General features: G+C 31.5%; 22 protein-coding genes and 1 tRNA gene. 13 read left to right on the top strand and 10 right to left on the bottom strand.

Going from position 1 to position 24,289, the window contains the following annotated elements; translation table 11 throughout:
• Positions 1-44: 44 nt before the first annotated feature.
• Complete coding sequence (locus tag HM982_RS11260; RefSeq protein WP_179353295.1) at positions 45-1,646, top strand: S8 family peptidase; 1,602 nt, start codon at positions 45-47, stop codon at positions 1,644-1,646.
• A gap of 87 nt (positions 1,647-1,733) precedes the next feature.
• Positions 1,734-3,536, top strand: coding sequence for a M1 family metallopeptidase (locus HM982_RS11265; RefSeq protein WP_179353297.1), 1,803 nt, complete (start codon positions 1,734-1,736; stop codon positions 3,534-3,536).
• 70 nt (positions 3,537-3,606) lie between these two features.
• Here the strand turns inward: HM982_RS11265 and HM982_RS11270 are convergent, their stop codons facing one another.
• The gene (locus tag HM982_RS11270) at positions 3,607-5,601 is read right to left on the bottom strand and encodes a DUF3352 domain-containing protein (protein WP_179353298.1); all 1,995 of its coding nucleotides are present in this window, start codon (positions 5,599-5,601) and stop codon (positions 3,607-3,609) included.
• A 215-nt stretch (positions 5,602-5,816) separates the two neighbouring features.
• Between HM982_RS11270 and rnpA the strand changes: the two genes are divergently transcribed.
• From rnpA to HM982_RS11285, 3 genes are all read left to right on the top strand, one after another.
• Positions 5,817-6,227 (top strand): ribonuclease P protein component, encoded by a 411-nt coding sequence (gene rnpA, locus HM982_RS11275; protein ID WP_179353300.1) that lies wholly within the window; start codon positions 5,817-5,819, stop codon positions 6,225-6,227.
• Positions 6,224-7,858 (top strand): S41 family peptidase, encoded by a 1,635-nt coding sequence (locus tag HM982_RS11280; RefSeq protein ID WP_179353302.1) that lies wholly within the window; start codon positions 6,224-6,226, stop codon positions 7,856-7,858. The genes rnpA and HM982_RS11280 overlap by 4 nt, the downstream gene beginning before the upstream one ends.
• Positions 7,859-7,920: 62 nt before the next feature.
• Positions 7,921-8,760, top strand: a complete 840-nt coding sequence (locus HM982_RS11285; protein WP_179353304.1) for an OmpA family protein — start codon at positions 7,921-7,923, stop codon at positions 8,758-8,760.
• Here the strand turns inward: HM982_RS11285 and HM982_RS11290 are convergent, their stop codons facing one another.
• From HM982_RS11290 to HM982_RS11305, 4 genes are all read right to left on the bottom strand, one after another.
• Positions 8,761-9,204 (bottom strand): GNAT family N-acetyltransferase, encoded by a 444-nt coding sequence (locus HM982_RS11290; RefSeq protein WP_179353305.1) that lies wholly within the window; start codon positions 9,202-9,204, stop codon positions 8,761-8,763. It lies immediately after the preceding gene.
• An 87-nt stretch (positions 9,205-9,291) separates the two neighbouring features.
• Positions 9,292-10,200 (bottom strand): cation diffusion facilitator family transporter, encoded by a 909-nt coding sequence (locus tag HM982_RS11295; protein ID WP_179353307.1) that lies wholly within the window; start codon positions 10,198-10,200, stop codon positions 9,292-9,294.
• A 39-nt stretch (positions 10,201-10,239) separates the two neighbouring features.
• Complete coding sequence (rpiB, locus tag HM982_RS11300) at positions 10,240-10,674, bottom strand: ribose 5-phosphate isomerase B (RefSeq protein ID WP_179353309.1); 435 nt, start codon at positions 10,672-10,674, stop codon at positions 10,240-10,242.
• Positions 10,675-10,853: 179 nt separating this feature from the next.
• Entirely contained in the window at positions 10,854-12,287 is a 1,434-nt protein-coding gene (locus tag HM982_RS11305) for a T9SS type A sorting domain-containing protein (protein ID WP_179353310.1), read from the bottom strand.
• Positions 12,288-13,091: 804 nt separating this feature from the next.
• Here HM982_RS11305 and HM982_RS11310 point away from each other — a divergent pair.
• From HM982_RS11310 to HM982_RS18455, 6 genes are read left to right on the top strand one after another with little or no spacing between them, the layout of a single operon-like run.
• Positions 13,092-15,335: a ribonuclease R family protein gene (locus HM982_RS11310; protein WP_179353312.1), complete on the top strand. Its 2,244-nt coding sequence runs from the start codon at positions 13,092-13,094 to the stop codon at positions 15,333-15,335.
• A gap of 56 nt (positions 15,336-15,391) precedes the next feature.
• A complete protein-coding gene (locus tag HM982_RS11315; RefSeq protein ID WP_179353314.1) occupies positions 15,392-15,718 on the top strand; it encodes a YbjQ family protein in 327 nt (108 codons plus the stop codon).
• Positions 15,719-15,720: 2 nt separating this feature from the next.
• Positions 15,721-15,957: a hypothetical protein gene (locus HM982_RS11320; RefSeq protein ID WP_179353315.1), complete on the top strand. Its 237-nt coding sequence runs from the start codon at positions 15,721-15,723 to the stop codon at positions 15,955-15,957.
• A gap of 8 nt (positions 15,958-15,965) precedes the next feature.
• Complete coding sequence (locus HM982_RS11325) at positions 15,966-16,637, top strand: head GIN domain-containing protein (protein ID WP_179353317.1); 672 nt, start codon at positions 15,966-15,968, stop codon at positions 16,635-16,637.
• 43 nt (positions 16,638-16,680) lie between these two features.
• Positions 16,681-17,361, top strand: a complete 681-nt coding sequence (locus HM982_RS11330; RefSeq protein ID WP_179353318.1) for a LysE family translocator — start codon at positions 16,681-16,683, stop codon at positions 17,359-17,361.
• A gap of 10 nt (positions 17,362-17,371) precedes the next feature.
• Positions 17,372-17,914: a GldL-related protein gene (locus HM982_RS18455; RefSeq protein WP_218849832.1), complete on the top strand. Its 543-nt coding sequence runs from the start codon at positions 17,372-17,374 to the stop codon at positions 17,912-17,914.
• A gap of 76 nt (positions 17,915-17,990) precedes the next feature.
• Here HM982_RS18455 and HM982_RS11340 read toward each other — a convergent pair.
• The 3 genes from HM982_RS11340 to HM982_RS11350 form a co-directional block, all read right to left on the bottom strand.
• Positions 17,991-18,061: transfer RNA gene (locus HM982_RS11340), tRNA-Cys, on the bottom strand.
• 129 nt (positions 18,062-18,190) lie between these two features.
• Entirely contained in the window at positions 18,191-18,553 is a 363-nt protein-coding gene (gene folB, locus HM982_RS11345; protein ID WP_179353320.1) for a dihydroneopterin aldolase, read from the bottom strand.
• A 171-nt stretch (positions 18,554-18,724) separates the two neighbouring features.
• Complete coding sequence (locus HM982_RS11350; protein WP_179353321.1) at positions 18,725-18,925, bottom strand: zinc ribbon domain-containing protein; 201 nt, start codon at positions 18,923-18,925, stop codon at positions 18,725-18,727.
• Between the two features lie 139 nt (positions 18,926-19,064).
• Between HM982_RS11350 and HM982_RS11355 the strand changes: the two genes are divergently transcribed.
• Together HM982_RS11355 and HM982_RS11360 are read left to right on the top strand one after the other, a co-directional pair.
• The gene (locus HM982_RS11355; protein WP_179353322.1) at positions 19,065-21,074 is read left to right on the top strand and encodes a glutamine--tRNA ligase/YqeY domain fusion protein; all 2,010 of its coding nucleotides are present in this window, start codon (positions 19,065-19,067) and stop codon (positions 21,072-21,074) included.
• 116 nt (positions 21,075-21,190) lie between these two features.
• Entirely contained in the window at positions 21,191-22,657 is a 1,467-nt protein-coding gene (locus HM982_RS11360) for a carboxypeptidase-like regulatory domain-containing protein (protein WP_179353324.1), read from the top strand.
• A gap of 185 nt (positions 22,658-22,842) precedes the next feature.
• Here the strand turns inward: HM982_RS11360 and HM982_RS11365 are convergent, their stop codons facing one another.
• Both HM982_RS11365 and HM982_RS11370 read right to left on the bottom strand, forming a co-directional pair.
• The gene (locus HM982_RS11365) at positions 22,843-23,361 is read right to left on the bottom strand and encodes a hypothetical protein (RefSeq protein WP_179353326.1); all 519 of its coding nucleotides are present in this window, start codon (positions 23,359-23,361) and stop codon (positions 22,843-22,845) included.
• Positions 23,348-24,286 (bottom strand): SPFH domain-containing protein, encoded by a 939-nt coding sequence (locus HM982_RS11370; protein ID WP_179353328.1) that lies wholly within the window; start codon positions 24,284-24,286, stop codon positions 23,348-23,350. Before HM982_RS11370 ends, HM982_RS11365 begins: the two co-directional genes overlap by 14 nt.
• Positions 24,287-24,289 lie beyond the last annotated feature (3 nt).

The following is a 24,289-nucleotide window of genomic DNA, read 5'->3' on the forward strand; positions in this document are numbered from 1 at the left end:
GTTAAACCTACATGTAACTATTCAATAAAAACAATAAAAAACAAATGAAATTTAATTACAAATCAATAGCCTATTTAGGGTTTGTAGGAACCTTATTTTTAGGATGTGGAAGTACTTCTGAAATCCTTTCAACTCCAATTGAAAACATAGACAGCACTCCTCTAAAAGTAACGGAGCTAACAGAAGCAGAAGCGAATAATTGGGGCCATTTAGACCTTGTAAAAGATACCATTCCTGGAATGAGTGTTGATAAAGCTTATACGGAAATCATTAAAGACAAAAAAGGTGACAAAGTTATTGTTGCTGTTATCGATTCTGGTATTGATATTGATCATGAAGACTTAAGAAATGTCCTTTGGACCAATGAAGACGAAATACCAAACAACGGCATAGATGATGACAAAAATGGCTATGTTGATGATGTACATGGTTGGAACTTTCTAGGTGATGCCTATGATGAACAATTAGAATATGTACGTTTAATTGCCAGTGGAGATACATCTGACCCACGTTACAATGAAGCGGTTGCCTTACACGAAGAAGAACAGCAACAATACCAAAGTACAAAAATAAGATATGAACAAATTGCGCTCGCTGTAAACGGTGCTCATGAGGCTTTAACAAAACACTTTGGTAAAAGTGACTATACCATTGAAGAGGTTAATGCTATTGAAACTGAAGATGAAACTTTATCTCAAGCGATTCAAGTGGCTAATGGAATGCAAGCCAACGGTATATCTTTAGCAGAAGCTAAAAAAGAAATTAACAATGCTTTAGAAAGCATTAACGAGCGTTTAAACTATCATTTTAATATCGATTTTTCTGGTCGTACTACTGGTGATGATATTAATGATCTTACGGATACAGGTTATGGTAACGGCAACGTTAAACCAGTTAAGAAATCTGAATCTCATGGAACACATGTTGCTGGTATTATTGCTGCAGAACGCAATAATGGCTTAGGCGCAAATGGAGTTGCAAACCATGTAGAAATTATGTCTATAAGAGCGGTTCCAAATGGTGATGAGTACGATAAAGATATCGCCTTAGCGATTCGGTATGCTGTAGATAATGGTGCTAAAGTTATTAATGGAAGCTTTGGAAAATCATTTTCTCCACATGCAGACTGGGTAAGAGATGCTATTAAATATGCATCAGATAACGATGTTGTTTTTGTACATGCAGCTGGTAATTCTAGTGAAGATGTAGATGTTGAACCAAATTTTCCAGATGATAATGTAGACTTTGTTGAAATTTCAGAAACCTATATTAGAGTCGGTTCTATAACTTCGAAATATGGTTCAAATATTGTTTCTGGTTTTTCTAACTATGGTAAAAACAATGTCGATGTTTTTGCACCAGGATCTGCAATTTATTCTACAACTCCAGAAAACGAATATCAACCAAACAGTGGTACGTCAATGGCTTCGCCTGCAGTAGCTGGTGTTGCTGCATTAGTACGTTCTTATTTTCCTAAATTGAGTGCTGCGCAAGTTAAACAAGTGGTTTTAGAGTCTGGTTTACCTATTACTACAAGAGTTGTTGTAGGTGGTGAAGCTTCTAACGTTTTACCATTTTCAGACTTATCTAAAACAGGAAAAATAGTTAACGCTTATAATGCCTTAATTATGGCTTCAAAGTTGTAATACACCTTTTGATTTGCCTTAAAAACTAATCTCATAGGGGTTATTTAGTGAAAACAAAATAACCCCTAATAAAAACCCATAAATTCTATGAAATATTTCATTCTAAGTCTTTTTTCTCTTTTAATTTTTACCGCTTGTGGTACTGCAGAACAGACCCTCACAACGGCTACAAAAACTAATAACACCACAAATAGTTATTGGCAACAACATGTAGATTATGCGATGGAAATTGATATGGATGTTAATAACTACCAATATCAAGGGAAGCAAAAGTTGGTTTATACTAACAATTCACCCGACGTAATCAATAATGTTTATTATCATTTATTTTTTAATGCGTTTCAACCTGGTAGTGAAATGGATGTACGATCGCGAACTATAAAAGATCCCGATCCAAGAGTGGGCGACCGTATTAGTAAGCTTAAACCCAATGAAATTGGTTATATTAAAGTCAATTCATTACAACAAAACGGAACAGCAATAGCTTACAAAACTGTTGGAACGGTCTTAGAAGTACAATTAGCAGAACCTATTCAACCAGGGGAGAAAGTAACCTTTGATATGGATTTTGATGCGCAAGTACCGGTTCAAATTCGTCGTTCAGGAAGAAATAGCAAAGAAGGTGTAGCTTTATCAATGTCTCAATGGTATCCTAAATTAGCTGAATACGATGATGAAGGATGGCACGCTGATCCTTATATCGGAAGAGAATTCCATGGTGTTTGGGGTGATTTTGATGTAAAATTAACAATTGATAAGGATTATGTTGTAGGAGGAACGGGGTATCTTCAAGGCGAACCTACTGTAGAATCAGGAAAGAAAACGCTACATTTTAAAGCGCCAAAAGTGCATGATTTTACTTGGGGTGCTGATCCAGATTATATTCACGATACCTTACAAATGCCAAATGGACCATTATTACATTTCTACTATAAAAGTACTTTAGATCAACAGTATTTAGACAATTGGAAAAAATTACAATCAGATACCGCAGAATTAATGAACTTCTTTAATGAAGAAATTGGTACGTATCCTTACGAGCAATACTCTGTAATTCAAGGTGGCGATGGTGGTATGGAATATGCCATGAGCACATTAATTACTGGAGAACGCAGCTACGGTAGTTTATTGGGTGTAACTGCACACGAGCTAGCTCACACTTGGTTTCAATTTTTATTGGCTTCAAATGAATCTAAACACGAATGGATGGATGAAGGTTTTACGACTTATATTTCAAACTTAGCCATGGAAATTTTTAAGGAAGAAAAAAGTAAAAATCCTCTAGCACGTGCTTATGCTAGTTATATTGCTTTAGCAAATTCTGGTTTTGAACAACCCTTAACAACCCACTCGGATCGTTACGCCTTCAACCAAGCATATGGTGCTGCTGCTTATAGTAAAGGAGCTGTATTATTAGCACAATTAGGTTATATAATTGGTGAAGAGAATTTGGATAAAACCATAAAGAAATACTACGAAGATTTTAAGTTTAAACACCCTAAGCCTTTTGATGTTATTCGTACAGCTGAGCGTATTACAGACCTTGAACTCGACTGGTACTTTATAGATTTTGCACAAACTACAAATACAATTGATTATGGGGTTAAAGCGGTAGAAGATACATCGATTACTTTAGAGCGTATTGGTTTAATGCCAATGCCTTTAGACCTTACCGTAACCTACACAGATGGTACTTCGGAAGATTTTTATATTCCACTTCAAATGATGCGTGGCGAAAAGCCAACCACAGCCACTATAATTGAAGATTGGGCTTGGGCAATGCCAACCTATACTTTTGATGCTAAAAAGGCTGTAAAATCAGTTGAAATAGATGCCTCACAAATGATGGCAGATGTTAATAGAACAAACAATATAATTACTGTAGAGTAAAACCTATAATAATCTAAATAAAAAGAGCATAACTGGCGGTTATGCTCTTTTTTATTTTATAAATGTTTGCTTAAAATCGTTTTTTAAACACCACATCCTCTTGGTAATTATAAACACGCCAGGTCCCATCTTGCTGGTCTCTTTTGTATTTTCCTTTAATTTTTAATTTTCCATTACTGTAATACTCTAAATAATCGCCGTGTTTTAATCCATTTTTGAGTTCTACAGAAAATCGTGTTTTACCGTTGTAATAGGTCTTTTTAAATTTCTTAGCGGTTAAATCTGTTGGAAAGATTTCTTTAATATTAAAAACAGTAGCCTTGTTAATAGTCGCTTCAGTGAGTTCAACTTGTTTTGTAGTGGTACTTCTTTTAGATTTAAAAGCAGTATCCATGAAAGTGTATTTGCTTTTTACAATTTCGGGATCTTCGTAGTCTACAACTAGCTTCGTTTCAAAAAAATCATCTTCGGATTGCAATTGAATCCCTATTTGTGAAAAGCAGATAAAATAATCTTTATTAGCCTGTAACTCCTTTCTGGTATTAGCATCTAAAAAATTATAAGCACTATTGTATAGATATGGTGCGTTTATATAAGCAAAAACACTAGATCGACTATCAAAATTATTATCAAAATCTTCAAAAGATTCAAAATTTGCTAGTGTTTGATCATTAATATAGCTGGTAATTATACTTTTTAAGGTGTTAGGATGGTTACTAAAAACCACATAATCATCTATAACTGTAAAATACGGTCTATCAATTTCTTTGAATAAATCTCCTAATAAGGCTTTAAAAAAGCCTTTAATATCCATATAATTAATTGCATGTCCTTTGTAACTGACTTCTTTAAATTTGGCAGGACTCCGGCGTCTTATTTGTTCTAAAATAAAATGTAAGTTCTTTTTAGCATCATCACTATCGGTTGTTTTTAAGATAAACGCAACATCTTTTTTAGAATTAGTTACTGTAGAGTGCAATTGAATTAGGGCAATTTCATCATCTATCCAACTTATAAAATGCTTTTCTAAATCTATTTTTAGGAAATTTTCTATTTGTTCTGTGCCATCTAAATAACTTTTAAATTCTTCTGGTTTTTCTTTTAATACATTCTCAAAATTACTGTAGAATTTATCAAAACGATCAAAGGTAAAACTCAAATAAAAAGCAGTTTCTTTTGGTGCTATCTCTGGGATTCGCCTAGAACTTTTACCCGAATTTTGAAGTGATTTTAAATAAATGCTTACCGTCTCATTATAGTTGGTAATACCGTTTGCTGTTATGGTATTATCATCCAAATCAAAATTAAATCCACTAAAAAGTAAGCTCTTACTCAATGTCTTTGTTAAGGCACCAGATTCATTAGAAAAAACTTTTAAATAATCTTCGAAATATTGGTACTGTAAATACAATCGAAACATATCACCATAACCAACTTCTTTTTCAACTTCAATAAAATCTAAATTTCGACCAATTTCTGGTTCTAAATATTGATCTATTGAAGCTTCTACCAAAGTATGTACATAAGACGCAATCATTTGATTTTTAATAAAACTAATATGTAAAGTTTCACGGTCGGTTACATCGTAAATCTCAATAATTTCGTGATTGTGATATTTGCGTTTACTCACCTTATAATTACTATCGGTAAAGCTGTTTAAATGATTTTTTAAAATATTTAGTTTTGCTATTTTTTGTAAATCTACCACATAGAAAAAATCGTATTTCTTAGGCTTATAAACATGAGCAGAAATTAAAACTTCTCTATTTCCTATGCTTTCAAAAACACTTTTTTCTTGTTTAAAAATCGTATCAATTTTATTAAGGCTTTCTGCTAATTCATTAAAATAAGTATTGGTATTAAGATGGTTCCAGATATCACTTTTACTGATGTCGTTCCAATTATCTATAGGATCTTGAGTTTCTATGATATAAACCGCATCTTTAGGAACTAAGTAAATAGACTTTAAATTATCATTAGTATCAATATAAAATGTATAAAAGCCGTAGAGGGTAAAACTAAAAATAAGGGCAATTATAATAAGTAGAGATTTTCTTTTTCTCATTGTAGCGGTTTATTGGGGTTAGAATGAAAAATCTTCACAACAAAAGTAACCTAATATTCTTGTAAATAAACGAGAATCAATATTTAGGCCTCGAATTTCTACAAATCGTAAACTTTTACTACTAAAGCTTTAGTATTGCTAAGATTTAAACTTACTTTGTTATATTAAAGAATACCCTAAATTTTAAAGCTTTACTAAAAGCATAATTTATTAAGATGTCTTTTACATACGCCAAAAAAGATAAACTAAAAAGTAAAAAGCTTATAGAAGAGCTGTTTACAAACGGAAAAGTAGTTACCGCTTATCCCTTAAGATTGGTCTACATACAAACTAAATTTGAAGATGGTTCGCTACTAAAAACAGGGGTTTCTGTTAGCAAAAGATTACATAAAACAGCGGTTTCTAGAAATAAAATTAAACGTTTGTTAAGAGAAACCTACAGGCTTAATAAACCCTTGTATTTTAACAATAGTTCTGCATCTTATGCGTTTATGATTTTGTATATTGGTAAAGGTGGAACATCTTTTGATAAACTTAACCAAACTATGACAGTACTGTTTAAAAAATTCTTGGCTAAAAACGCCCCATTAATTAAAACATCTGGTACTAATACTACTAAAACATGAGACACCTATTACATAAAAGAATCCTGTTCCCAATTTTAGCTGTGCTTATTTTTTTTGGCACCACAGCATTCAAAAATGACTTTTTTGAAATAGCCAAACAAATCGAAATATTTACCACGCTTTATAAGGAAATCAACATGAATTATGTTGATGATACTAATCCTGGAAACCTTATGGATACAGCGATTAAAAGCATGTTGAACGATTTAGATCCTTACACCCAGTTTTATAACGAACAAGATGTAGAAGCGTCTAGAATTAATAATGCTGGTGATTACACAGGCATTGGAGCTAGAGTTTTAACTTTAGAAAACAAATTGGTTATTATAGAACCTTATAAAAATTATGCTGCAGACAAAGCCGGACTTAAAGCTGGAGACGAAATCATAAAAGTAGATAACGTAACCGTTGCCGATTTTAAAGATGATGCTGCCAATTTACTACAAGGTGCTGCAGGTACTGAAGTTTCGGTTACCTATAAAAGACAAGAAAAAACTACAACGGTAAAAATTATAAGAGAATCCTTAGAGATTAAAGCTGTACCTCATTATTCTATGGTCGATGAAAAAACAGGTTATGTGGTACTCAGAAAATTTAATGATAAAGCATCAGCTGAAACTATGAGTGCTATTAAAGCATTAAAAAATCAAGGTGCCACGCAATTAATTTTGGATCTTAGAGGAAATCCTGGTGGTTTATTAAGTGAAGCTGTTAACGTCACTAATATTTTTGTACCGCAAAATCAATTGGTAGTGACCACTAAATCTAAGGTAAAAAAATACAATAAAACCTATTATACACAACGAGAAGCTATTGATACCGAAATTCCTTTAGTGGTTTTAATTGATGGAAGAAGTGCTTCTGCAAGCGAGATTGTTTCTGGTGCATTACAAGATATGGATCGTGCCGTTGTGGTTGGTACGCGAAGTTTTGGTAAAGGTTTAGTACAACGCCCAAAATCGTTGATTTACGGCACGCAAATGAAAATTACGATATCTAGGTATTACACACCATCAGGACGCTGTATCCAAGCTTTAGATTACTGGAATAGAGATGAAAATGGTAAAGCTACCAGAACAGAACAAGAAAATTATAATGTCTTTAAAACCAGAAATGGTCGCGATGTATTTGATGGTGGCGGTGTACAACCAGATATTGAAGTTGAATTTGCAAAGCATACCCCAATAACTAAAGCTATTTCAGAAGAAAATCTTGTTTTCAACTTTGCTACAAATTATTATTACGATCATAAAGTTGAAGCATTAAAAAGCTTTGAACTATCAGATTCAGACTTCAAAGATTTTAAAAATTATATAAAAGCAAGTGGTTTTAATTTTGAAACAAAAACTGAAAAAGCATTAATCAATGCTATCAATGTTGCTAAAGAAGAAGAACTAGATGCCGTTATTAAATCTGATTACAATGATTTAACAGCAGCTCTAAAAACTTATAAAACCAATGCTATAGACGCTAATAAAACCCAATTAAAATCATTACTTACAGACGAAATTATTAAACGTTATTTTTACAGTGAAGGCTTATATACCTATTATACCGCTAATAATATTGAAATTAAAAAAGCTTTGACTATTCTCAATAATCCCTCACAATATTCTAGTATCTTGAGATAGAAATTATTTTTTTTATATTTATAATCGCAATTATTTTCTGGAAGTAAGAAAATTATAATAAAATGAAATTCCTAACTATACTTTTATGTTTATGTGTTCAGCTTTCTTTTGCCCAAGAAGAAGTGAAACACGAGGTTTATTTTGAAACCGACCAACACGATATTCCGGAAACAGAACACAGCAGATTATTACTTTTTTTATCAAAAATTGAAGATATAGATATTGAGAAGATTTCTATCTATGGCTTTACAGATGATCGCGGAAGTGATAATTATAATCTTGTGTTATCTCAAAATCGTGCTGATGCCATAAAATCAGTATTTTCTAATAATGAGTTTGATGAGTCAAAAATGACCAATGTTGATGGAAAGGGTAAAATTTTGGTCAATATTATTAAAGAAAATGACTTAAATAAAATACGAGGTTTAAATCGTAAAGTTGAAATTATTGTCACACCTGTTTTTCCTCCTAAAGTAAAAGAGGAAGTTAAAGAACCGGAAAAAGAAACTGCTGAGGATATATTGAAAGGCGATTTAAAAGAAGGGGATAAAATTCTATTAGAAAATCTTTTATTTAGAACAGGGTACAGTTATTTAACCAAAGAATCTAAACCCGTACTAGACAGAATAGCTGATATTTTAGTTGAACGTACCAATGTTTATTTTACTATAGAGGGTCATGTATGCTGTACTCAAGGTCAAAGAGATGCTATTGATCGTAAAACTAAAAAACGGAATCTATCTTTAGCTCGTGCAAAATATATCTACGATTATCTGGTAGATAAAGGCGTAAAACACTACCGAATGAAATTTGCTGGTATGCGTAGAAAAGCACCCCTTGGCGGAGATCCGCAATTAGATAGACGTGTAGAAATTGTTGTAACGCGGATTTACGAAAAGTAACTAGGCTTTTATCATGTTGATATGTGGAATACCATCTTCTAAATAGCCTTCACCAACTTCATAAAATTCTAAATTATTATAAAATTGTTTTAAATAGGATTGTGCAGAAATTCTAATGACTGTTTCGTTATAATGTGTTTTAATAGCATTTATAGACGCTTTCATAATTGCATTACCATAATGATACTTTCGTTCGTTTTTTAGCACTACAACGCGTCCTATACTAGCTTCTTTAAAATAATAACCAGGTTGAAACACTCGGGTATAAGCGACTAATTTTTCATTTTTATAACCTAAAACATGAAGTGCTTTTTGGTCCTTACCATCAATATCTTGGTAAACGCAATCTTGTTCTACTACAAAGACTTCACTTCGTAGTTGAAGCAGGTCATAGAGCTGTTGAATTGTTAATTCTTCGAAAGTTTTTACTTCTATTTTTAGCATAATAATTGATTCGTATTTGAGAGTGCAGCGTGTTAATCTTTAAAATTATAGGACAATAATAAATAGATTACTTCCTTCGCAGGAATTCTAATCCTGAACAATAATAGCCTTATCACCAACTTTTCCAAATTCTGGTTGAATGTTAATATGGTTAATGGCATACTTATTAAACAAGCGTTCCTCAATTTCTTTCAGAATAACATCAAATTCAGAAAGTGAGATATCTTCATTAAAATCTATATGTGCTTCTAAATGAATTTCTTGTTCGTTTAATTGCCAAATATGCACATGGTGGACGTTTTTAATAAGTTCTAAGGTCTGTATATCTTCTACAATAGATTGTACTGATGTGGTTTCTGGTGTAAATAGCATCAATACTCTAAAAGAATTTTTAAGTAAATCCCAACCCATAATAACCAAATAAATGGCAATGGCAAAGGTCAATACACTATCGATCCACCAAATTTTATAATATTTCATTAATAAGCCACCAATTAAAACCGCTACACTTGCCATCATATCTGTTAATAGATGCAGGTAGGCACTTTTCATATTCATATTATGATTGGAATTCTTTTTCAGTAATAAAACACTAAAACCATTTCCAAAAATGGCAAAAAGAGATAACCAAATGACGAGATCAGATTCAATTTGCTCTGGGTTTTGAAAACGTTGAACCGCTTCACTTATAAGAAGTACAGCAACTATTATTAAAGTAGATGCATTGATAAAAGCAGCTAAAATCTCGGCACGTTTATAACCAAATGTCCGGATTAAAGAGGCTTTTCTTTTAACTAATTTATTAGCAATATAACTTATGATTAAGGAAACTACATCACTAAAATTATGAAGTGCATCACTCAATAAAGCTAAACTACCAGAAAATAGACCACCAACAACCTGAGCAACTGTAATGGCTATATTTAAAAATATAGAAATTAGTAAATTACGACTATTAAGGTCGTGAGCATGATTATGAGAATGTGAGTGACTCATTTTATATCAATTTAAAATTGATATGCGTTATTTATTTTGTTAGCATGACATTGGAATCTTATCCACACGATTTTGATGGCGACCACCTTCAAACTTAGTGTTTAAAAATGTATCGACCATTTTAATAGCTTGCGGAATCGAAGTAAAACGTGCCGGAATACAAATAATATTAGCATTATTATGTAAACGTGTTAATTCTGTAATTTCACTCGTCCAGCAAACGCCAGCTCTTACATGTTGGTATTTATTCGCCGTCATAGCGACACCATTAGCACTTCCACAAATTAAAATGCCAAAATCTACTTTATTACCTTCGACATCTTTAGCAACAGGATGTACAAAATCTGGATAATCTACACTATCTAAACTATCAGTACCGTAATTGGTTACCTTATGTCCTTTTGCTTCTAAATGTTTTATAATAGCAAATTTATAATCTGATCCTGCGTGATCGTTTCCTATTGAAATTGTCATGTCTTATTTAAATTCTTTCCGTAAAACGGATATTTGGTTAGTTTTATAATACAAAGTTACGAATAATTAAAGTCCGTTAATTAGAAACTGGTATTAGATGTTAATAAGTCTATAAAAGAAAAAAACCTTGAGAATATTCTCAAGGTTTTTAATTATAAAATAATGTCTTAATTTACGATTTAGTTTTTTACTAATCTTCTAGTAAAACTACCTTTATCTGTTGCTATTTGTACCATATACATACCAGAAGCGATATGACTTGTAGAAATAGTAGAATTTGTAGATTTTAAAATTAATTTTCCTGATACATCATAAACACTCACAGCATTTAAAACGGTATCGTTATTTAATCTTATAATTAATTCATTTTTAACTGGGTTTGGTCCTACAAAGACATCAGAAAAGATATAATCAGGATTACTTAAATAAGCTTCACAATCTTCACTATAAGCACAATCTGCATCTTTAATCCAATCTGCATATATACCGGTACCAGCGTTTGCAGCATCTTCATCAGCTACCTGAATACATTCCAACTCTGGTGTGTTTGAAGCATCTAAAATTGTTAAAGTTGTATTGTCACTTAAATCTAAGCTATCAATTGAAGTATATGATATTACCAACTCAGTTAAAGAAACTAAAGTACTTACATCTAAATCGCTAACGGTACTAAAAGAAATATCTAAACTAGTTAATCCTATAATATCTTCAATACCTGTTAAATCTACAACACTAGACCCACTAATATCTATTGACGTAATATTTATAATATTTGCTGTAGGTACAAAATCGTCTAATTCACCTGAATCATAACCTAAATCTATAAAATACTGCTCAAAAGCATCATCTGGTACATACGTAAGATTACAAACTTCACTATACGTACAAGCATCATCTTTTTCCCAAAAAGAATAAAGACCTGTACCAGCATTTGCAGCAGTTTCATCAGCTACAGAAATACAATTTAATAAAGGCGTACTTAATGATTTAAACGTTGTTAAAGCCGTATTTGCAGTTAAGTCTAAAGTATTAACTTCGGTATTAAAAACCGTTAGAAACGTTAATGCTACATTATTAGTAACATCTATACTTGTAATCTGAGTACCAGAAACACCTAAAGCAGTTAAAGTGGTATTAGAACTGACATCGATACTAGAAATTGGTGCATTAGTTAAATATAAATCGTCTAATACTATATTATTACTTACATCTAAACTCGTTATATCTGAGTTATCTAAATAAACAGATTCTAAAACTACATTATTACTTAAATCAAGACTTGTGATTGCTGTATCACTAGCATCTAAATACGTTAAAGCGGTATTAGAACTAACATTTAAATTAACAATTAAAGTACTAGAAACATCTAAGGTTGTTAATGCTGCAAAATCTGCTAATCCTGTTAAATCCGTAATGTTAATATCATTAACATCAAGAGACGCAATAGTTTCAATATTAGCCGTTAAAACATAGTTATCTAATACAGTATCATAACCTTGATCAATTAAAAATTGCTCAAAGAAATTATCTGGTACATAAGTTTGCTGTGCGTGTGAAAAATTTAAAAATAACACACTAAATAAAAGTGCTGAATAAAGTAATTTTTGTTTCATAATAATCCCCTTTAAATATTTACATATTAGTAATTTGGCTACAATATTAGCATAACTTTTTTAATTTTTAACAATATTTGTTTATAATCGACTTTATAAACAAAAAAAAACTGTATATCGATAATATTTGTATTTAATAGTAAATTATAATTAGCCATATCATAACTAAGCTTATAACTTGTTAATAACTGTTGACAACTCTTGAAAATAAAAATTAGGAATATCCACTTATTTTTTCAAACCAAAATAGAAACTTAATAACCTAATTAGTTAACCATTTTTTTCGCTGAAGTTATTAAACATCATTTGTAATGAAATGAACAGGATTTGATAATAAACATATCACTCAATTCTATTAACATCGGTTATTAACAGTTGTTAATAGCTTTTTTATTTTGCTTTAAAATGAAGCAGTTATATGTAAAGTTATTGTTAACTAAAGTGTAGTAAAATGTAAACTACGAGTATTCAAAATAATTCTTAAAAAAGTTATTGTAACTATTAACACACTATAATAACCATTATTTTATTTTTTAAATTTTAAAAGAAAAATGATTATATGTATATATATGTTGATAACATCAATTTTTATTAATTTAACCTTCTCTAAACACCATTAAAAAATTAAAACGTAACTTTGTATCAAACTTAATAACCTCTCTTCACCTAAATTAAGTTTTAAAACATCGTCATTGTGAGTGTCACATTGAGCGCAGTACAAATTCAATAGTTTAAATTTAAACTATATGCTAAGATGCTTGGTTTCATTCAAAATGACAAATACAATAATAGATTACAAATTAAATGAGTAAAAAGAAAAAAAGGAAACCGTCTCATAATAAGATTTCCAACCTTACAAATACAATTCTAAGTATTTTAAAAAAAGATAGAAACGCAACTTTCAATTACAAACAAATTGCTGCTAAACTAGGTGTTAATGATGCCAGTAGTCGTAACCAGATTATAAAGAAACTTCAACAACTTAAAGCAAAACAAGAGATTGAAGAAGTCGATCGTGGTAAATTTAAAGCCATTGTTAATACCGAATATCATACAGGTATTTTAGATATGGCCTCAAAAGGCAATGGTTACATTATTTCAGACGATTTTGAAGATGATGTATTTATCGCTTCAAACAATATTAACAAAGCTTTACATGGTGACGAAGTAGAATTCTACGCATATAAAAGAAAACATCGCGGCAAGCAAGAAGGTGAAATTACCAATATTATTAAACGTGCTAAAACGGAATATGTTGGTTCTATTCAAATTCATGATAAAAAGAATTTTGCTTTTGTAGTTGTTGATAGTAACAAAATGTATACTGATATTTTTGTACCTATTAACAAAACCTTGAAAGCTGAAGACGGCGATAAAGTATTAGTATCTTTAGAAGATTGGCCAGAAAAAGCCGATTCTCCTAACGGAAAAGTTATCGAAGTTTTAGGAAAACCAGGAGAACACGGTACAGAGATTAATTCTATAATGGCCGAATATGGTTTACCATTAGAATTTCCTCATGAAGTTGAAGCGTTTGCTAATCAGATAGATACCTCTATTACTGCTGAAGAAATTGCGAAACGTCGTGATATGCGTAAAGATTTAACCTTTACCATTGATCCTAAAGATGCCAAAGATTTTGATGATGCTTTATCTTTTAAAGTTTTAGATAATGGCTTATACGAAATAGGAATTCATATCGCAGATGTATCGCATTATCTAGAACCAGGAACCGTTTTAGATGATGAAGCTTATGAGCGTGCTACATCTATTTATTTAGTGGATCGCGTAGTACCAATGTTACCCGAAGTATTATCTAATGGCGCTTGTTCATTACGTCCACATGAAGAAAAATATACCTTTTCTGCTGTGTTTCAAATGAATGAAAAATGCGAAATTAAAAACGAATGGTTCGGTAGGACCGTTACCTATTCTGATGCGCGTTTTGCTTATGAAGAGGCGCAAGCTATAATTGAAAATAATGCGAAAATCAATGACGCTGAAGTTCTTAAGCATAAAGAAAAAATAGATACTACAATTCCTGAAGAAGTTTCATTAACAGGAAAAGAATATCAAACGTCAGTTGAGGTAGCACAAGCCATTATAAAAATGAATCAACTGGCGCGTAAAATGCGAAATGCACGTATGCGAGATGGCGCCATTTCTTTTGATAAAGTAGAAGTAAAATTCGATTTAGACGACCAAGCAAATCCAGTTGGTGTATTCTTTAAAACCAGTAAAGATGCTAATAAGATGATTGAAGAATTCATGTTATTAGCTAACAGAAAGGTTTCAGAATTTGTAGGAAAACAAAAGAAAACCTTTGTTTATCGTGTTCACGATGAACCCGATGAATCAAAACTTGCACAGCTTCAAAATGTAGTTGCGCGTTTTGGACATAAACTTAATTTTAAAGATAAAGGTAGTATTTCATCGTCTTTAAATAATTTACTAAAAGATGTTGAAGGTAAAAAAGAACAAAATTTAGTAGATACGCTTACAATAAGAACCATGTCTAAGGCCGAATATACTACGCATAACATCGGACATTATGGTTTGGCATTCGAATATTACAGTCATTTCACCTCACCAATTCGTCGTTATCCCGATGTTATGGCACATCGTTTATTACAACAATATTTAGATGGTGAAAAATCAGCTAACGAAGAAATTTATGAAGAGCGTTGTAAACATTCTAGTAACATGGAATATTTAGCGACTAAAGCAGAACGCGATTCTATTAAATACATGCAAATTCGTTTTATGCAAGATCATGAAGATGAAGAATTTTTAGGTGTGATTTCTGGTGTAACCGATTGGGGAATTTATATCGAAATCATTTCTAATAAATGTGAAGGTATGGTCAGTGTTAGAGATATGAAAGATGATCACTATCAATTTGACCAAGATCAATACGCGATGGTTGGTAATAAAACAGGAACCATGTATCAACTTGGTGATGAAGTGGTTGTTAAGGTTAAAAATGCTGATTTAACAAAGAAGCATTTAGATTTCTACATGGTAGGAAAACCAGAAGAAGAAAATTAAATATTACTGTAACACTTAAATAAAATAGTACTCTTATATAGTAAATAAAGTATACTATGATTCTCACAACAACCAATTCCATAGAAGGGCATAATATTATAGATTACTTAGGTATTGTAACTGGTATTTCTTATAATTCTTCGTATTCTTATAAAGGAAAAAGCATGTCTTTTAAAGATATGTTTAGTAAGCAAAAATATTTTGAAATTTATGAAGAAAGTCTCGAAAATATTAAAGAAGAAGCATTTCAAAAACTTCAAAATAATGCTAAAGTATTAGGTGCAAATGCCGTTGTTGGCATTCAAGTTGATATAGAAACTTTAGCAAATACAACGACATTAATTGTTTCTATTACAGGAACAGCTGTAAAAGTTGCCGTTTAATTATGAAGACTTCAACAAAAGCAAGTTTATACGTTTTTTTAATATTTGCCGTTATCTATGTGATTGTAAGATTTAGCATTCAAGCACTATTTACAGATATTAACCAAATGGTTTTAGCTGTTCTTTCAGCTGTAATTACTGTTGTTTTAACACCTCAAAGACGTATAATTAAAAAACAATCCGGAGAGGAAATTCAGTTAAAATGGTTATTCAGTAAGAAGGTATTTACTATAAAATAAATTATAATATGAAAAATATTGTTGCATTCATAAGCTTATTTTTCGCTTTAGCGATTAATGCTCAAGAGACTATAGAAAAAAATATTGGAGCGTTTTCAACGGTAAAAGTATTTGATTTAATTCATCTCAAAATGATTGAATCAGATGAAAATAAAGTCGTTATTTCAGGAAAAAACAGAAATGATGTGGAGCTTGTTAATAGGAATGGTACATTAAAAATAAGAATGAGTCTCGAAGAAAGTTACGATGGTAATGATACTGTAGTAGTACTTTATTTTACAACAATAGATGTTATTGATGCAAATGAAGGCGCTAAAGTAACTGTTAAAGCACCTATAGAACAGTACGAAGTGGATTTAAAGGTACAAGAAGGCGCAGAAATCTCAGCTGCACTAAAAGCTACCTATGCCAATTTTAGAGCCGTTACAGGTGGAATAATTAATGTTACCGGAAGTTCTAAAAACCAAGATATTTCTATTTATACAGGAGGTGTTTACAATGGACAAGATTTTATAACCTCAGAAACTAAAGTTAGCATAAATGCTGCTGGAGAAGCCTATGTACATGCAACTCAATATGCAGATGCAAAAATAAAAGCCGGCGGAAATATCTATATTTATGGTGAACCAAAACAAGTAGATGAAAGCACCATGCTTGGTGGTACAATAAAACGCATGTAGTTTCGGTTGAGTTTCTTACTTTTGTGTAAACCGCAAGTTTTACATGTTAGACGATATCTTAACAGCCATTCCCTTCGGGATAATTTTAGCCTTTACTATAGGTCCAGTTTTTTTTGTGTTATTAGAAACAGGAGCAACTAAAGGGTTTACTAGTGCTGTTATCTTTGATTTAGGGGTGATTTTTGCCGATATTGTTTTCATTTTTGTTATTTTTTTAAGCACAGATTCTTTATTAGAAAACATTAAAGACGATCCTAAATTATTGGTCTTTGGTGGTACTCTCTTGGTAATTTATGGTCTCATCAGTTTTATAAAAACATCAAAATCTTTTCGTTCTATTGTAAGAGAACATCATAGAATTGAACTTCCTAAAAAGGATTATGGAATGCTTTTTATTAAAGGTTTTTTACTCAATTTTATAAATATTGGGGTTTTATTAGGTTGGCTAGGGTTTATTGTGATAGGAACCTCAATAACTAGCTCTGAGAACGGAGTAACTATTTTTATTACAACAATGTTAATCTCCTATTTTTTAACCGATTTGGTTAAAATAGCAGCCGCTAAACGATTAAAAAATAAATTAACACCTCGTCGTGTTTTTAAAACTAAGAAAATAGTAGCTCTAGTCATTCTTGCTTTTGGAATCCTACTTTTAAGTCAAGGCCTTTTTCCTGATCTGTATGAAAAAGGAATAGAACAGATTGAATCTGTAAATCCTATATAGCTTTTAGAATATGAAGACTAATTTGTTAACTTTGCCATTACGTCTTTCCATTATAATTGTAATTTTTGGCGCATTATTTAAAGTTATGCATTGGCCATATGCAACACACTTAATGTTAATAGGTACGGTTTCTTTAGGCTTATTATACAGTGTTCGATTTATAAATAAAAAGCACAAATCTAAATTAGATTATGTAAAGTTATTTATGATTTTACTTTGGGTTTTTCAGTATTTAGTATCAGCGTTTCACATCGTTTATATTCCTTATATATTTAAAATTTTGCTACTAATACTTTTTGTATATTGGTTTATAGTCGAGGGTATTTATTACTTTAAAAACAGAAAATTTAAAAAAAATAAGTTTCTTAAAATCGTATATTATCTTCTCGTTGGATGTACGGTTTTTACTTTGTTTTTTGGCATTATCTTTAAAATTCAACATTGGCCTTATGGCGCTTTATTATTTACGCTTGGCGTGTTATTATTAAGTGTGTTGTTGATTTTGATTACTTTATTATCGCTAGAAAAAGTAATTAAAGCTTTTGGTAAATAGCTTATTAACTAACGATAAAGTTTTACGCTCAGAATCAGGAATAAAAAAAGAGACACTTTTCAGTATCTCTTTTTTGAGGTGTCGAGCGGATTCGAACCGCTGTAGATGGTGTTGCAGACCACTGCCTAGCCACTCGGCCACGACACCCTAATTTCTTGCTAAAGCAGGAATCTCATTTTATTAGCGAGAGCGCAAATATAAAAATTATATACGGTATAACAATTATATTTTAGATGATGTTTACAGGTTTTAGTATTATTAATACTAAAAATGACTTTAATTTTTTCGTTTATGAGTCATTTGAATCGTAACCATTTCAACATCACCACCAATGGGTGGATTAACTTTTCTAACGGCTACGGTGGCTTTTGTAATTAAAGATTCTTCTTCAAAAAACCGATTTAAAATGCGTTTAGCAACACTTTCTAGCAATTTAGAAGGCTTTGCCATTTCTTCTCGTACAACGCGATTTAAAAACACATAATCAACCGTGTCTGCTAAATCGTCTGAAACTGATGAAGATTGTAAATTAGCCTTAATTTTAATATCTACTCTATAATCGCTACCAATAGCAGTTTCCTCTTTTAAACAACCATGATTAGCAAAGACCCTTATATTTTCAACTTTAATTATTCCCATAAAGCAAAAATAATATAAAAGATATTAGACTGCTTAGCTTTTAGAACTAAGTACAAAGACTAAAAATTAACTCATTGATAAACAGATATTAATTTTTAAAATTCTTTTTGTTCCTTTACAACCTGTATTGATTCTTGTCTCTAACAGCAATGCGGTATTTACTCTATTTTTTTAATTCGTAAACAAATCAAAAATATTACTTAGTGCTCCGGTTTTAGCTTTATAAAACTCTGTATAATGGCATTTTTTACAACTTACAGAACTAAATTTTTTATTCTGAACATCAAAGATTTTAGATAATGTACCACCTGTGGCACGCATTTGGCCAATTTCATAAGTTGTATTAGCGCATTTTGGACATTTATAATTCATAAATTTTCTATAGGTAATGATTCATACTATCAGTCTAAAAAAGTAAATAAATGTTACATTTTGCTTAATTTTACCGACCGGATTAATGATGTTGAGTTTTATAGCTTTTTTATAATAGCCAACAGCTAATACCTAAAAAATGTCAGAAGAAACAAAGTCACTCAATTTTATTGAGCATATTATAGAAGAAGATTTAGCGAATGGTTTGCCTAAAGACAAACTTAGATTTCGTTTTCCACCAGAACCTAATGGTTATTTACATATTGGGCATACTAAAGCAATCGGAATTAGTTTTGGGCTAGGAGAGAAGTATAATGCTCCTGTTAATTTACGTTTCGATGATACCAACCCTTCCAAAGAAGAGCAAGAATATGTTGATGCCATAAAAAAAGACATTGCTTGGTTAGGCTACCAATGGGAAAATGAATTGTATTCTTCCGATTATTTTCAAAAATTATACGATTGGGCCATTCAAATGATTAAAGACGGTAAAGCTTATGTAGATAGTCAAACCTCTGAAGAAATTGCAGCTCAAAAAGGGACACCAACGCAAGTAGGAACCAATAGTCCGTATAGAGATCGTAGTGTGGAAGAAAACCTGGATTTATTTCAACGAATGAAAGCGGGCGAATTTCCTGCAGGAACCCATATTCTCCGTGCTAAAATTGACATGGAAGATCCCAATATGCTGATGCGTGATCCAATGATGTATCGTATTATGTATGCGCACCACCATAGAACTGGTGATGAATGGTGTATTTATCCTATGTACGATTGGACGCATGGTGAGAGTGATTATATAGAACAAATTTCTCACTCTTTATGTTCTTTAGAATTTAAACCCCACCGAAAGTTGTACGATTGGTTTAAAGACCATGTACACGATTACAGTAAAGACGATTTGCCTTTGCCACCAAAACAACGCGAATTTGCACGTTTAAATTTGAGTTATACCATAATGAGTAAACGTAAATTACTCACATTGGTAGAAAAAGGTTTGGTTTCGGGTTGGGATGATCCTCGTATGCCAACAATTTCTGGTTTGCGTCGTCGTGGTTATACACCAAATTCTATTCGTCAGTTTATTAAAAAAGTAGGCGTTGCTAAACGCGAAAATGTGATTGATGTTTCGCTTCTTGAATTTTGTATTCGTGAAGATTTAAATAAAACAGCAAATCGTGTGATGGCGGTTTTAGACCCTATAAAAGTGGTCATTACTAATTATCCGGAAGCTAAAGAGGAATGGTTAGAAGCTGAAAATAATCAGGAAGATGAAGCTGCCGGATTCCGTAAAGTACCCTTTTCAAGAGAAATATATATTGAAAAAGACGATTTTAAAGAAGAAGCCGGAAACAAATTTTTTAGATTAAAACTCGGTGGTGAAGTTCGATTAAAAAATGCCTATATCATAAAAGCTAACAGTGTTGTTAAAGCTGCTAATGGTGAGATTACGGAAATTCACTGTACTTATGATGAAGATACCTCTAAAAAAGTAAAAGGCACCTTGCATTGGGTCTCTATAAAACACGCTATTAAAGCAGAAATTAGAGAATATGATCGTTTGTTTATGCACGAAGCACCAGACAGCCATAAAGACAAAAATTTTATGGAATTCTTAAACCCAAATTCCTTAACCATAAAAACAGGGTATTTAGAACCGAGTTTAGCGGATGTGGAAGTAGGAGAGCGGTTTCAGTTTCAACGTTTAGGCTATTTTAATGTCGATAATGATTCTACGGCCGATAAATTAGTATTTAATAAAACGGTTGGTTTAAGAGATAGTTGGGCAAAACAAAAGCCAAAACCTCAAAATAATACCAATTCTAATACACCAAAACAGCCGCAACAAAAGCGCCCGGCAATCAGTGTTATTCAACAATTAGGAAAAAAGTACACTAATTATTCCGAAGAAAAACAACTTAAAACTAAAGCAGAAATACAAACCTTAGCTAAAGAGGTTACTTACGATGATTTAGAGCCGTTATTTGGCACTGCAGTAAAAAAAGCAGGTACTCGCATCGCTGTTTTAATTGCGTTAAAAGTATTGCTTGCAAATGGCTTAGAGCGTAACGAAGCTATTGATGAGTTTATAGAAAAAGCTAAAGATGATAAAAACGATATTTTGGTAGCTGAGGCTTCTGACGTATAGTATTTTTATTTGTTCATAATTATGATAATCCTACATGGTTTTTTAAACTTTGTAGGATTTTTTTTAGTTAAATAATTAAGCGTAGTTTAGTGAATATTAAATTTATACTTCTATTCATGAAAAAATCATTACTTTTTTTAGCGTTCCTTAGTATTGGTCATGCTGTTTTTAGCCAAGTTATATCTGGTAAAATTCTAGATACTAATCAAAATCCAATTCCGTATGTCACCTTGCAAATAGGACCAAATTATGGGGTTATTACCAATGAAGAAGGAGTTTATACACTTAAAACTCATAATTTTTCAGATTCAGATACTGTCTCTATTTCATGTTTAGGCTATAAATCTCTTGAATATCCACTTTCCGATTTTACAAATCCGACTTACACCCTTGAAGAATCTATAAGCGAACTTTCAGAAGTGTTTTTAACCAACAAACAACTCTCCATTGAAGAGATACTGACCAAGATTAGAGAAAATATTTCTAGTAATTATAATACTGATGGGAAGCAACGGGTGTTTATAAGAGAAAGTAGTAATTTTAATATTATGGATTTTGACTTTGAAGTTGCAAAATCTTCAAATTTTAATAGGTCAACAATTAAAGACATTAATAGAAATTTTGAGTTGATGAGTCAACAAATGGTGAATAGTAAATCTAAGTATTTTGAAGATACCTTATTAGACTTGTTACATGTTGCAGATAGTACGCAAAGTCATATAATAAAAGCCACTAAACTCGTCAATATCGATAAAGATTTATCTACAGATGCTGTCAATGGCAAATTGATTAAAGGTGTGCTTAATGTTTTAGATTCTACAGCAACGTATAAGTTAAAAACAGGTTTATTTACTGTCGAAGATTCACTAAAGGTAGGTAAAATTTTAAAAGAAGAATCTGATCTTAAAAAAGGAAAAACAACTGTAATGAATAATAAAGCAGCTCGTATTATTAGAAATAATTCACTTGTTGAAAATTCAAAATTAGATTTTATATTCGATGATAAGGGCTATGAGTATACTATAGATGGTATCAGTTATTTAAATGATGAAGCTGTTTATAATATCAGCTTTAATCCCACAAGAAAGTCTGCAAAATACACCGGTCAGATGTATGTAAATACGTCCGATTTTGCAGTGGTAAAATTAGCCTATCAATTTGCTAAAAATAGGAAAGGTAAAAAACTGAATTTAAAGTTTATAGCAGGTTTTAAGTTTGAAGAAAATGCCTATCGCTCTACAGTGATTTTTAAAAAGAATGACAACGCTATTTACGATTTGTATTTTATCAGTCAAGAAAATGGTAACTATGTTTATATAGACCGTTCACTTAAATTTATTAGAAATAATACTGCAGCACATACTGATAAACAACAGTTAAAAATAAAATTTATGATTGAACAAGATTACAAAGCAAAAAGTGAGCTGTTCTTTTTAGATAAAGCGAATTTGAAACCAGATGCAGATTTCCAAATTACTGAAGAATATCCTATTAGTTATATTTCTGAATACGACCCTTCAATTTGGAAAGATTACAGTGTTTTAAGTCCTGTTCAAGCTATTATTGACTATAAAACCAATTAATAGAAGCAATGGTTTTAATAGTTTATTGAGACAAAATAGATTTAGAAAATGACCTCAATGAATTGAAGTAAATACGCGACAAATACAAAGAAGAAGACCATTAAATTGGTAAGCTTTTTAGATATAAAAAAGCCTCATAATTATTAATTATAAGGCTTTTTTTAATGGGTTAATAAACGGATGTATTAATCGACAACTTCCACTTTTCCATCATTTTCAGGAATTTTAAGTTGGGTTTCAAAATTGGGAAGTATTATGTCGGACTGCGTTTTGTTTTTAAGCTTATTAGCTTCCATAAACCACCAATAATCATCAGTATCATTATAAATCCCTAAGAGATACGTTGTAGATAATACACGCTTTCCAGACATTTTCATCTGGTTAAAATTTTCAACGATACATCGATATTGTCCTTGTTCTTTGACAACTTCAGAGACTTGTTTTATTTCTGTTTTTTCAAATTCAAAACCTTGAGATTTCATACCCTCAAAAGAGGATTTCATAACCTTTAAGGCGGCATCTTTTCCACCCATTTCTTCTATAACAGCTGGAAGTGCGTGCTTTAAAACGGTTTCAAAATTCATATTAAAAGCAGCTTCTGAAGCAATTTTAGCATCTCTTAAAGCATCAGCTTTATTTTGAGAAAACAAATTGATACTTGTCGTTAGTAAGACTAATAGTGCGAGTTTTTTAGTTTTGTTCATTGTTTTCATCATTTTCTTTCTTCTTTTTCATTGCCTCACCAATTTGGTTACTAGCTGTAAAACTAGCTACCATATCATTTAACATTTGACTTCCTGCTTGTGGTGAATTTGGTAATAATATTAAGTTACTATTTGTTTCTTGTCCTACAGCTTGCAAGGTATCGTAATGTTGCGTTACTACGATTAATGCTGAAGCTTCTTGAGAGTTGATACCAACGCGATTTAAGACATCTACAGATTCTTCTAAACCACGAGCTATTTCGCGTCGTTGGTCGGCAATACCTTGACCTTGTAAACGCTTACTTTCGGCTTCTGCCTTTGCTTTTTCAACAATTAAAATACGTTGCGCATCACCTTCATATTGTGCTGCAGTTTTTTCTCTATCTGCCGCATTAATACGGTTCATGGCTATTTTAACTTGTGGATCAGGATCAATATCGGTCACTAAAGTTCTGATGATATCAAAACCGTATTCCATCATGGCATCATTTAATTCTGCTTTTACAGCCAAGGCGATATCGTCTTTTTTAACAAAAACATCATCTAATTTCATTTTAGGAACTTCAGCACGTACCACATCAAAAACATAACTTGTAATCTGTTCATGCGGATAATCTAGCTGGTAAAAAGCATCATAGACGCGTTCTTTAATCACTCTATACTGTACAGATACCTTTAATTTTACAAAAACATCGTCTAAAGTTTTTGTTTCTATAATAACATCGAGTTGTTGAATTTTTAAACTCAATCTTCCGGAAATTTTGTCTACTAACGGAATTTTAAGTTTTAATCCTGAATGTCTAATGCTTTGAAATTTACCAAAGCGTTCCACAATTGCAGCCGTTTGTTGTTTCACTACAAATAGCCCAGAAATCACAATAAAAGCTCCCAAGATTAAAATTGGAACCAAGAAAAAATTACCCATAAC

The organism is Winogradskyella vidalii (assembly GCF_013403955.1).
Taxonomy (GTDB): domain Bacteria; phylum Bacteroidota; class Bacteroidia; order Flavobacteriales; family Flavobacteriaceae; genus Winogradskyella; species Winogradskyella vidalii.